The 11,876-nt window shown below is 66.7% G+C and carries 9 protein-coding genes; all 9 read left to right on the forward strand.

All coding sequences use genetic code 11. The features are described from left to right. Positions 1–187 precede the first annotated feature (187 nt). On the forward strand, positions 188–616 hold the full coding sequence (gene mraZ, locus LQV16_RS03580; protein ID WP_090956633.1) for a division/cell wall cluster transcriptional repressor MraZ: 429 nt from the start codon (positions 188–190) through the stop codon (positions 614–616). A 185-nt stretch (positions 617–801) separates the two neighbouring features. Then, entirely contained in the window at positions 802–1,800 is a 999-nt protein-coding gene (gene rsmH / locus LQV16_RS03585) for a 16S rRNA (cytosine(1402)-N(4))-methyltransferase RsmH (RefSeq protein ID WP_229992567.1), read from the forward strand. Further along, positions 1,797–2,459, forward strand: coding sequence for a hypothetical protein (locus LQV16_RS03590; RefSeq protein ID WP_229992568.1), 663 nt, complete (start codon positions 1,797–1,799; stop codon positions 2,457–2,459). The genes rsmH and LQV16_RS03590 overlap by 4 nt, the downstream gene beginning before the upstream one ends. A gap of 41 nt (positions 2,460–2,500) precedes the next feature. Continuing rightward, entirely contained in the window at positions 2,501–4,303 is a 1,803-nt protein-coding gene (locus LQV16_RS03595; RefSeq protein ID WP_229992569.1) for a penicillin-binding protein 2, read from the forward strand. 133 nt (positions 4,304–4,436) lie between these two features. Then, positions 4,437–6,098: a UDP-N-acetylmuramoyl-L-alanyl-D-glutamate--2,6-diaminopimelate ligase gene (locus LQV16_RS03600; RefSeq protein WP_229992570.1), complete on the forward strand. Its 1,662-nt coding sequence runs from the start codon at positions 4,437–4,439 to the stop codon at positions 6,096–6,098. A gap of 6 nt (positions 6,099–6,104) precedes the next feature. After that, on the forward strand, positions 6,105–7,670 hold the full coding sequence (gene murF, locus LQV16_RS03605) for a UDP-N-acetylmuramoyl-tripeptide--D-alanyl-D-alanine ligase (protein WP_229992571.1): 1,566 nt from the start codon (positions 6,105–6,107) through the stop codon (positions 7,668–7,670). Next, the gene (mraY, locus tag LQV16_RS03610; protein WP_229992572.1) at positions 7,667–8,776 is read left to right on the forward strand and encodes a phospho-N-acetylmuramoyl-pentapeptide-transferase; all 1,110 of its coding nucleotides are present in this window, start codon (positions 7,667–7,669) and stop codon (positions 8,774–8,776) included. The genes murF and mraY overlap by 4 nt, the downstream gene beginning before the upstream one ends. Continuing rightward, entirely contained in the window at positions 8,758–10,359 is a 1,602-nt protein-coding gene (murD, locus tag LQV16_RS03615; protein ID WP_229992573.1) for a UDP-N-acetylmuramoyl-L-alanine--D-glutamate ligase, read from the forward strand. The genes mraY and murD overlap by 19 nt, the downstream gene beginning before the upstream one ends. Positions 10,360–10,361: 2 nt before the next feature. Beyond that, the coding region (ftsW, locus tag LQV16_RS03620) for a putative lipid II flippase FtsW (RefSeq protein WP_229992574.1) at positions 10,362–11,876 on the forward strand (1,515 nt) is incomplete at its 3' end.

Below are 11,876 nucleotides of genomic sequence, written 5' to 3' on the forward strand. Positions count from 1 at the left end.
CACTTTCCCCCACCAATCCTGTTTCCCTGCAAATGCTGGGACGAAAGGGGATAAACATCCGCAAATTTGTCTAAACATCCCGGGCGTGTCGTTGACTGTGGAGCGATGTGGAGTAATGTGGAGGGCGTAAGAGGGTAGTTGCAACTCAGGGGACGTTGGACTTTCTAGAACAGACGGGCGGTGGGCCGTGTTTCTCGGCACACATTCGCCGCGTCTGGACGAAAAAGGCCGAATTATCCTCCCCGCGAAGTTCCGCGAGGAACTTGCCAGCGGGCTGGTTCTCACAAGGGGCCAGGAGCGTTGCATCTACGTTTTCAGTGAGGCGGAATTCGGCCGGGTTCACGAGCAGATGCGGGAGGCTCCAATTTCCTCCAAGCAGGCACGTGACTACATCCGTGTTTTCCTCTCTGGAGCCTCGGACGAGGTACCTGACAAGCAGGGGCGCGTGACGATTCCGCCGGCGCTCCGGGAATACGCAGGTCTTGGCCGGGAACTCGCCGTCATTGGCGCAGGTTCCCGCGCGGAGATCTGGGACGCCCAGGCTTGGAGTGAGTACCTGGCCGAAAAGGAAACCGCCTTCTCGGAAACAGACGACGCTATTCCGGGGATTCTCTGAACCCCCACTCATCCACAAGCACACAACGTTCCTTGATCGAGATCTCCAGCCGCCCATCCGGTTGTTGTCCTGGCTCACTTCCCCGGAGCCAGGCCGGCACCGGGTAGGCGCGGATGGGGATCTGGACCAAGGAACGTTGCGTAAGGGCCGCAACCAGCAAACTCCCGCAACGAAAGGACGACGGCATGACTGATCCCGACCAGGCGAAGCCAACGTCCGAACGCCATGTACCGGTCCTCAAGGACCGGTGCATCAATTTGTTGGCCCCTGGCTTCGAGGCTGCCCGGAGCCGCGGCGAGACCCCCGTGGTGATCGACGCGACGCTCGGCATGGGCGGCCACTCCGAGGCCCTCCTGCAGCGCTTTCCCGACCTCCACCTGATCGGCATCGACCGGGACGAGGAAGCCCTGGCGCTGGCGGGGGCGCGTCTGGCGCCCTTCGCGAACCGGACCGACCTCGTTCACGCCGTCTACGACGAAATCCCGGACGTCCTCGCGGACCTGGGCTTCACCGAAGTCCACGGTGTGCTGATGGACCTTGGCGTCTCGTCCCTCCAGCTGGACGAGCGGGAGCGCGGTTTCGCCTACTCCTTTGATGCGCCCCTGGATATGCGGATGGACACCAGCCGCGGCCAGACTGCCGCCGACGTCGTCAACAATTACAGCGAAGAAGAACTCGTCCGGATCATCCGAAAATGGGGCGAGGAGAAGTTCGCCGGCCGCATCGCGAACAGGATCGTGGCCGCGCGTGCCGAAAAGCCCTTCACCACCACCGGCGAACTGGTCGAACAGATCCGGTCCGTGGTGCCCGCCGGTGCCGCCAAGTCCGGCGGCCACCCCGCGAAGCGCACTTTCCAGGCACTCCGGATCGAGGTCAACGAGGAACTGGACGTCCTGGAGCGTGCCATTCCGGCAGCCATCGCGGCCATCGCCCTCGGTGGCCGCGTGGTGGTCATGTCCTACCACTCCCTGGAAGACAAGATCGTCAAGGGCTTCTTCCAGGCCGGGTCGAAGTCCTCGGCCCCGCTCGGCTTCCCGGTCGAGCTCGAAGAGCACAAAGCCGAACTCAAAACCCTGACGAAGGGCACCGAGGTACCTACCGCCGCTGAAATCGCCGAAAACCCCCGTGCAGCCTCCGCCCGGCTGCGCGCCGTCGAACGCATCAAAGCCAGGAGAGCCGCATGAGCACCGCCGCCGTCAACAGCTACCCCGTTGCCCAGGGCGCCACTGCCCGTGCCCTGCCCGGCCTCCGCCCCGGCACTGATCAGACCCGGAAGGCGCGCACTCCGCTTTCTGTGGTCCGCTCCGTGCCCCGCAAGCGCCGCGCACCATTCGTGGTCCTCTGCTTCGGTCTCCTGGCGATTGCCCTCATGGCCGTACTGGTCCTGAACATCTCCGTTTCCTCCGCCCAGTACCAGTTGGTCCAGCTCCGCAGTGAACAGAGCACCCTGACCAAGCAGAACCAGGACCTCACCCAGCAAGTGCAGAACTTCGACGCCCCGCAGAACCTCGCGGCCAAGGCCGCGGAACTGGGCATGGTGGCATCCCTGGCCAAGGGCCAGATCGATCTCTCCACCCTCAGTGTCACCGGCAAGGCCAAACCGGCCGTCAAGGGCGATGCCCCGGGCGCCGTCATCGCCGCACCGGCCGTCGCAGGACAGCTCAACGTCGTTCCGCCTGTCACGGAAAATGAACCGCTGGCCCAGCGCAAGGCGGCGGACACCGTGCCGGCGCCGGCGGCTGCAAAGCCCGCTCCCGCGGCGGCACCTGCAAAGCCCGCTCCCGCGGCGGAGCTCCACGGTGGATCGGTTCCCGCCCCGGCGCAGAAGACCCCCGGGCAGTAACGCTCACTGACCACCAGCAAGGCAAGCAGCAAGGACTCACCGTGGCGAAGAACTCCGGCAAGGCAAGCAAGGCGAAAGCCCCAAACGCCACCCGGCGGCTCCGCTGGGGACTCGGCATCATGCTGGCGCTCCTGCTGGTGGTCGGCGGCAAGCTGTTCATGGTCCAGGGCCTGGACATTGGGGGCATGGCGGAGGCGGCCCTCAATAACCGGCTCACGCCCATAGAGCTGCCCGCGGAGCGCGGCAGTATCCTCGATTCCTCCGGCACGGTCCTGGCCAGCAGCGTCATCCGCTATAACGTCGTGGTGGACCAGACCGTCAACACCAAGACCGACTCGTTCCGCCGGCTCGAAACCATCAAGGGCAAGGACGAACTCGTCAAGGTCACCCGTGACCAGGGCATCTCCGAACTGGCCGGCGTGCTCGGCATGGACCGCGACGCGCTGCGCGATGCCCTGACCGGAACCCAGCGCTACTACATCGTGGCCAAGGACTTGAAACCGGACGTCGAGGACCGGGTGTCCAAGCTGCAGATTCCGGGCATTGTCACCGAAGGCACCAGCAAACGGGTCTACCCCAACGGCTCCGTGGCCGGCGGAATTGTGGGGTTCCTCAAGGACGGCACCACCGGGCAGGCAGGACTCGAACAGACCCAGGACGAGATCCTCAAAGGGACACCCGGCAAGCGCCTGTTCGAAATCGGCGCCGACGGACTGCGCATCCCCGTGGGCGTGGACGAGCTGACGCCGGCGATTAACGGCAAGGACATCAAGCTCACGCTGAATTCGGACCTGCAGTATTTTTCCCAGCAGGCGATTCAAAGCCAAAAAGACAAGCTCGGCGCCGAGTGGGGTGTGATTGTGGTCTCCGACGCCAAGACCGGCAACATCATCGCCATGGCCGATACCGACTCCCCGGATCCCAACGACCCCGGCAAGGTCGCGGCCGAGGACCGCGGCGTCCGGGCCGTCACCGCCTCCTACGAGCCCGGCTCGGTGGAGAAGATGATCACGGCCGCCGCCGCGATCGAAGAAGGCAAGTCCAGCCCGCTGGACACCTTCACCATTCCGCCCACCTACACCGTGGACGGGCAGACCTTCAGCGACGCGTTCGAACACGGCACCGAGCGCCGGACGCTGGCCGGAATTGTCGGCTACTCCATGAACACCGGCACGGTCATGGTGGGCCAGCGCCTGAGCAAGGACCAGCGCCATGACTGGTTGCGGAAGTTCGGGATCGGCGACGCCCCCGACATTGGACTCCCGGCCGAATCCAAGGGCATCCTGACCCCGGCTGACCAGTGGGATGGCCGCCAGCAGTACACCGTCCTCTTCGGCCAGGGCGTCGCCCAATCCACCCTCCAGACCGTCCGGGCCTACCAGAGCATCGCCAACGACGGAGTGATGCTCCAGCCGCGGCTGATCGACAGCTACATCAACCCGGACGGAACCGAGGAAAAAGTCCCGGCCAAGGCCCCGCAGCAGATCGTTTCCAAGGAGACCGCCAAGCAGGTCCGCGACATCCTGGAGAGCGCGGTGACCGAGGGCGAGATCAAGGAGGCCGCGATCGACGGGTACCGCGTGGGCGCCAAGACAGGCACGTCCGAGTCCCCGTGCGACGACGGCAAATCCGGCTTCTGCGGCTTCACGGCCTCCATGGTGGGAATGGCGCCCATGGACAATCCGCGGTTTATTGTTGAGGTGGTCCTGCAACGGCCCAAGGGAAGCATCTACGGAATCACCAACGGACCGGTGTTCCGATCGGTGATGAGCCAGACGCTGCGCACGTTCAACGTCCAGCCCTCCACCGGCGAACCTGCCCGGCTGCCGCAGTACGCCAAGTAGCGCCCGTTCCACCTGGCACCCGGAAGTTACCAGCCGGCGCCACTGCCCAGTGCCTGCCCGCCGGAGCCTATCTCCGTGCGCAGGTCCCGATTCATTCAGTGCCCGATCCACTAGCACCACAACGGAGATCCACTTGTCAGAGCTCACCGCCCCCGATGCTTCCGCGCCGTCCGGCCATGACGCCACCCCGGGCTTTCGGCCCACTGCGGTTGCCGCAGTGCCGCTGTCAGCCATCGGTGCGGCGATCGGCGTCGCCGTTCCCGGGGCATCCAGCTCCGTCCCGGTCACCGGGATCTCCCTGAACTCCCGGTCGGTCCGCCCGGGAGACCTCTACGTGGCCCTGCCCGGCGCCGCACGGCACGGGGCCGACTTCGTGTCCCAGGCCGTCGACGCCGGCGCCGTGGCGGTCCTGACAGACGACGCCGGAGCGCGCCTGCTGGCACTGGCCAATGACATCCCCGTCCCGGTGCTGCTGTCCGCCGAGCCGCGCAGCGTGGTCGGCCGGCTGTCCGCACTCATTTACCAGAGCCGGCCCGACGGCGCCGGGGCGCCGGCCCTCTTCGGCGTGACGGGCACCAACGGCAAGACCACCACCACCTACTTCATCAATGCCCTCTTGCGGGCGCTGGGCAAACGGACCGGGCTGATCGGAACGATTGAGATCCTGGCCGGCGGCGAGCCGATCCCGAGCCTGCTGACCACCCCCGAATCCACGGATGTGCACGCCCTGCTGGCGCTCATGCGCGAACGCGGGCTCGATGCCGCCTCCATGGAAGTTTCCTCGCACGCCGTGTCCTTCCACCGCGTGGACGGCGTGGTGTTCGACGTCGCCGGGTTCACGAACCTCACCCAGGACCACCTGGACCTGCACGGGACCATGGAGGAATACTTCCAGACCAAAGCCCGGCTGTTCACGCCGGAACGCGCCCGCGCCGCGGTGGTGACAATCGACGACGCCTGGGGCCGGAAGCTCGCGGCCGCCGCCGAAATCCCGGTCACAACCCTCGCCGCGGCCGGGACCACCGGCAGCGGGCAGACTGACGCCGACTGGACCGCGGACTGGACTGTGGCCCGGACTGCTCCGCGGGGCCTTGGCTCCGACTTCGTACTCAGGCACCTGGACGGCGCCGAGCTGCGCGTCCACACTGGCCTGCCGGGAGGCTTCAACGTCGCCAACGCAGCACTGGCCACGGTCATGGTGCTCGCCGGCGGCCACGAGCCTGCCGCCGTGCAGGCCGCCCTCGACGCCGCAGACCCCTTCACCGTCGCCGTGCCCGGCCGGATGCAGCTCGTCTCCACGGCCCCGGCGGCCGTGGTGGATTTCGCGCACAACCCCGACGCCCTCGAACGTGCCCTCGAAGCCGTCCGGTCCCCGGAGCCCGGGTCCAAGGTGATCATCGTTTTCGGCGCCACCGGACAACGCGACCAGAGCAAGCGCCCCGCCATGGGGGCCATTGCGGCCCGGCTGGCGGACACCGTAATTGTCAGCGACGACGATCCCCACGACGAGGACGCGGCGGCCATCCGCGCGGACGTCCTTGCCGGGGCCTTGGCGGCCAAGGATGACGAAGGCCTGGACTGCACTGTCCTGGAGGTCTTCCCGCGCGACGCGGCCATCGTGAAGGCCGTAGAGCTCGCCGGAGCCGGGGACACCATCCTCGTGGCCGGGCGCGGGCACGAGGTGTGGCAGGAGGTCAAGGGAGTCAACCTGGCATTGGATGACCGGGTGGAGCTTCGGAACGCCTTGACAGCACGGGGATTCACCGTTCTCGAAGACCACCGGATAGAGTCCTAAACCGAGATGATTGCACTTACAGCGGCGGAAATCGCCGACATAACCAACGGCCGGCTCGCCGCGGAACCGGGAATTACTCCCGCATCCGTGGTGACCGACTCCCGCGAGGCCACGGCGGGTTCCCTCTATGTGGCCAAACCGGGGGAGAACGCCGACGGACACGACTTCGTGGGCGCCGCCTTTGACCGGGGCGCCGTCCTGGCACTCGTCGAGCGCGAAGTCGCCGACGCCGCCGGAACGAACTTTCCCGCCGTCGTCGTTGAGGACGCTGTCCTCGCCATGGGCGCACTGGCTGCTGAATCCGTCCGCCGGATCCGGGCCAGCCGCGCAGCTGCCGGCGCCGCGTTCACGGTGATCGGCATTACCGGTTCCGCCGGCAAGACCACCACGAAAGACCTGCTCGCCGGAATCTTCGCGGCAGCCGGCACTGAAGGCGCCACCGTTGCGCCGCAAGGGTCCTACAACGGCGAGATCGGCGTCCCGCTCACCGTCTTCAAGGCCGACTTCGACACCCGCTACCTCGTCATCGAGATGGGCGCCACGGGTATCGGCCACATCCAATACCTCGCGGACATGGTCCAGCCGGAGATCGGCGTCGTCCTCGGTGTCGGCTCCGCCCATGCCGGAGAATTCGGCGGTATCGACAACATCGCGGTGGCCAAGGGCGAACTCGTGGAGTCGCTCCCGGCCACGGGCACCGCCGTGCTGAACCTGGATGATTCCCGCGTCGCAGCGATGGCCGCCCGGACCCGGGCCCGCGTGCTCGGCTACACCTCCCGCGCGGCCGGCATAGGCCAAGACAACAGCGTCCAGACGGGCATGGCCCAAGCCGATGTGGTGAGGGCAGAGGGTGTGGAACTGAACGCCGACGGCCATCCAGAATTTGAGCTGTTCCTCCCCGGCGACTTGAGCCAGCAAGGACCGACCGAGTACCACGTTGCCGCCAAGCTGATCGGTGCCCATCACATGGCCAACCTCCTCGCGGCTGCGGCCGCGGCGCACGCGGCCGGCATTCCGGGCGCGCAGATCGCCGCCTCGCTCGGTACGCAGGCCGCCGCCAGCCGCTGGCGGATGGAGCGCACGGAGCGTCCCGACGGCGTGACAGTCATCAACGATGCCTACAATGCCAACCCGGAGTCCATGCGGGCGGCACTGCGGACGCTGGCCGAGCTGGGACGCGGCCGCCGCACCTGGGCGGTCCTGGGCGCCATGCTGGAACTCGGCCCGGATTCCATCCGCGAGCACATGGCAGTCGGCACCCAGGTGGTGCGGCTCAACATCTCCCGTCTCGTCGTGGTGGGCCGGGAAGCCCGGTCGCTGTATGTCTCCGCCATCAACGAGGGCTCCTGGGGCGACGAATGTGTTTTCGCCGAGACTGCGGACGAGGCCTACGAGCTCCTTCAAGCCGAGCTCCAGCCCGGCGACCTGGTCCTGTTCAAGTCATCGAACGGCATCGGGCTGCGCCACTTGGGGGATCGGATAGCATTACCCCCACATGCCACCAAGGACTCTCCCGAGCGATCTGCTGAGGGAACTGCCGCCACCGCCACCGAAGGGAGTGCACAGCTGTGATTGCACTGCTGATGGGCGCCGGAATGGCGCTGCTCCTCGCGTTTGTGGGCACCCCGCTGTTTATCCGGTTCCTGGTCCGCAAGGGCTACGGACAATTCATCCGGGACGACGGACCCACCTCCCACCACACCAAGCGCGGCACCCCGACAATGGGCGGCACCGTTGTGGTCGTGGCGGTCCTCGTCAGCTACGGGCTCACGCACCTGATCATGTGGATGATGAACCCGCACTCCCCGGGTCCAAGCGCCTCCGGGCTGCTCCTGCTGTTCCTCATGGTGGGTATGGGGCTGGTCGGCTTCCTGGATGACTTCATCAAGATTTCCAAGCAGCGCAGCCTGGGGCTGGATGCCAAAGCCAAGCTGATCCTCCAGGGTGCCGTGGGCATCATTTTCGCCGTGCTGGCGCTGAACTTCCCCAATGCCGCCGGCCTGACCCCGGCTTCCACCCAGATCTCACTGGTGCGGGATATTCCGTGGCTCAACCTGGCCTTCGCCGGAACCGTGCTCGGCGCCATACTCTTTGTGCTGTGGTCCAACCTGATCGTCACGGCCGCGACCAACGGCGTGAACCTCACCGACGGCCTCGACGGCCTGGCCGCCGGCGCTTCGGTCATGGTGTTCGGGGCGTACACGCTCATGGGCATCTGGCAAAGCAACCAGGCCTGCGGGTCCCCGCGCCAGGCCGGCGGCGGCTGCTACTCCGTCCGCGACCCCCTGGACCTGGCCCTGCTGGCCGCCATCCTGAGCGCGGCGATGGTCGGCTTCCTGTGGTGGAACACCTCGCCCGCGAAAATCTTCATGGGCGACACCGGCTCCCTGGCCATCGGCGGCGCCGTCGCAGCCTTCGCCATCCTGTCCCGCACCGAACTGCTGCTGGCCTTCATCGGCGGGCTCTTCGTCCTCATCACGCTCTCGGTCATCATCCAGGTGGGCTACTTCAAAATCACCAAGGGCAAACGGTTCTTCAAGATGGCACCGCTGCAGCACCACTTCGAGCTCAAAGGCTGGGCCGAAGTCACGGTGGTGGTCCGGTTCTGGATCCTGTGCGGGTTGTTTGTCGCCGCCGGCCTGGGCATCTTCTACGCTGAATGGGTGGTACTCCTGTGACCGGACCGATCCCCGCCCCGCTCACCACCTCACCCCGGCTGCAGGGCCTCACCACGTGGGACTCCGACTGGTCCGGCCTGCGCGTCGTGGTCACCGGCATCGGCGTCTCGGGCTTCGCCGCCGCCGATACCCTGATCGAACTCGGTGCCCGGGTGGTCGTGGTGGACGCCGCGACCAGCGCCAAAGCGCTGGCGCAGGCCGACACGCTCCGCATCGTCGGCGCCGTGGACGTCCTGCTGGGCGAAGAAGCCGTGGAGTCGGTTCCGAAGATCGACGGGCACAAGCCCGACCTCGTTGTCACGTCCCCGGGCTGGCGCCCGGACCAGGCCTTGCTCGCCGCTGCGGCGCGGGCGCACATTCCGGTGTGGGGCGACGTCGAACTCGCCTGGCGGCTCCGCGAACGCAAGGGCCGCAAGACCGCCGACTGGCTGACCATCACCGGCACCAACGGCAAGACCACCACGGTCGGCCTCACCGAGTCCATGCTCCAGGCCGCCGGGCTCAAGGCGATCGCCGTAGGCAACGTCGGGACCCCGATCCTGGACGCCCTGCGCGATCCCGTGGACTACGACGTCTTTGCAGTGGAACTCTCCAGTTTCCAGCTGCACTGGAGCCACTCGGTGTCCCCAGTGGCCAGCGTGTGCCTCAACGTCGCTGAAGACCACGTGGACTGGCACGGTTCGTACGCCTCCTACCTCGCCGACAAGGCCAAGGTTTACGCGAATACGCAGAAGGCCTGCATCTACAACGCCGAGCAGATCGAGACCGAACGCATGGTCGAGGACGCGGACGTGGTGGAAGGCTGCCGGGCCGTGGGCTTCACCACACTGACGCCGGCCATCAGCATGCTTGGGGTCGTGGAGGGGCTGCTGGTGGACCGCGCGTTCATCGCCGAACGCAAGGACAGCGCGGCCGAACTCGCCTCGATTGCTGACCTGGGGTCGGCGGCTCCGCGCCACATGGTGGCGAACGCTCTGGCAGCGGCCGCCCTGGTCCGGGCCTACGGCCTGGCGCCGTCGGCTGTCCGCCAGGGCCTGCTGGACTACCTTCCGGGAGACCACAGGATCCAGCCCGTGGCCCGCTATGAGGGTGTGCTCTGGGTCAATGATTCCAAGGCCACCAACCCGCACGCCGCCGCCGCTGCTTTATCCGCCTTCCAGAACGTGGTGTGGATCGCCGGTGGCTTGTCCAAGGGCGTGAATTACGACTCCTTGATCCAGGAACAGGGCAGCCGGCTCAAAGCCGTGGTCCTGATCGGCGCTGACTCCAGCGATCTGCAGGCCGCACTGAAGCGACACGCGCCGGATGTCCCCGTGATCCTGCCGGCCAAGGGCGAGACTGAAGACGTGCAGACTGCCGTAACGGCCAAAGCCGACGCAGGCCCTTCGCCGATTTTCGGTGAGACTGTGATGGCCCAGGCCGTTGCCTCGGCGGCGCAGCTGGCCGCCTCCGGGGACACTGTGCTGCTCGCGCCGGCGGCTGCTTCCATGGATCAGTTCTCTTCCTATGCTCACCGTGGCGATGCCTTCATCGAAGCTGTCCGCGAGCTCGTGGAAGGGCAGGCTCAGACCAGCGAGGAGTAACAATGGTCAGCACGCCCACACGTACGACGGCGGCACGACCCGCCGGAGGCGGTGCCACCAGTGGCAAGTCCGCCGGCAGCAGGACGCCTTCGGCTACCGCGTCAACGGCCGGCAGGCCCTCCGTCACCCCGGCAGCCCGGGTGCGTGCCTGGAACCGCGGATTCTGGTCGGCGCTCGAAGGCACCGGCAAGTCCCGCAACGGATCCACGTACTACCTGATCCTTGGCTCCACCCTGGCCCTGACGGCGATCGGCATCATGATGGTCCTCTCCGCCTCCAGCGTGGAAGCCATCGCTGCGGGGGAGTCACCGTACTCCGCTGCCCTCAAACAGGGCGGATTCGCCGCCATTGGCCTCTTCGCCATGTTTGTCCTTTCGCGCGTCAACGTCGCCTGGCTCAGGCGCGTGGCCTGGGGGCTCATGTTCTTGGCCATTGCGCTGTTGGGCCTGGTCCTCCTCGTGGGACGCAGCGCCCTGGGCAACCAGAACTGGATCGACGTCGGCCCGTTCACCTTCCAGCCCTCCGAAGCCGCCAAGCTTGCCCTGGCGCTTTGGATGGCCACGGTGCTTGACCGCAAAGCCAAGCTCCTCCAGGAGTGGCGCCACGCGCTCATTCCGGTCGTGCTCCCGGGCGCTATTGTGGTCCTTGGCCTCATCCTCGCCGGAAACGACCTCGGCACGGCCATGATTGTGATGATCATTGTGGCCGCCGCACTGTTCTTCGCCGGAGTCCGGCTCTCCTTCTTCGGCATTTCCGGGGCGTTACTGGCCATAGGCGCGACCGTCCTCGCCGTCACGAGCCCGAACCGGATGTGCCGTATCCTGTCATGGACGGGCCAGACCTGTGCCGATGGCTCCGACCTGAACTACCAGTCCACCAACGGTCTGTACGGGCTCGCGTCCGGCGGATGGTTCGGCGTCGGACTGGGCCAGAGCCGGCAGAAGTACAGCTGGATCCCGGAAGCGCACAACGACTTCATCTTCGCGATCATCGGCGAGGAACTCGGACTGGTGGGCACGCTCGTGGTCCTGGTCCTCTTCGCTATCCTCGGCACCGCCATCTACCGCGTCGTCGTCGCACAGCACGATGTCTTCCACCGCGTCCTGGCCGGCGCGATCATGGTCTGGCTGCTGGGCCAGGCCAGCGTCAACATGGCCGTGGTCACGGGGCTGGCACCGGTGATCGGCGTCCCGTTGCCCTTCATTTCCTACGGCGGCTCGGCCCTGCTGATGTCGCTGTGCGCAATCGGCGTCGTCCTGTCCCTGGCCAGGGCCCAGATGGACCCCGGCATGCAGCCGAAGAAGATGCTCAGGTTCGGCCCGGCCGCGTTCGCGAATTCCGTGCGGAGCGCCCGCGCTGCCCGGGCCACCAGCAATGCAGCCAGCCGATCCGCCGCCCGTGAAGCCTCCCGTCCCGCCACCAAGGGCGCCGGGAACGGATCCGGGAGCCCGTCTCGGAGTGCCGCCAAAAATTCATCGGCCAAAATCCCCACCAGCAAGAACCCCACCGGCAAGAAC

Origin of the sequence: Arthrobacter sp. Bi26, assembly GCF_918697925.1 — a bacterium.
Lineage (GTDB): Bacteria > Actinomycetota > Actinomycetes > Actinomycetales > Micrococcaceae > Arthrobacter.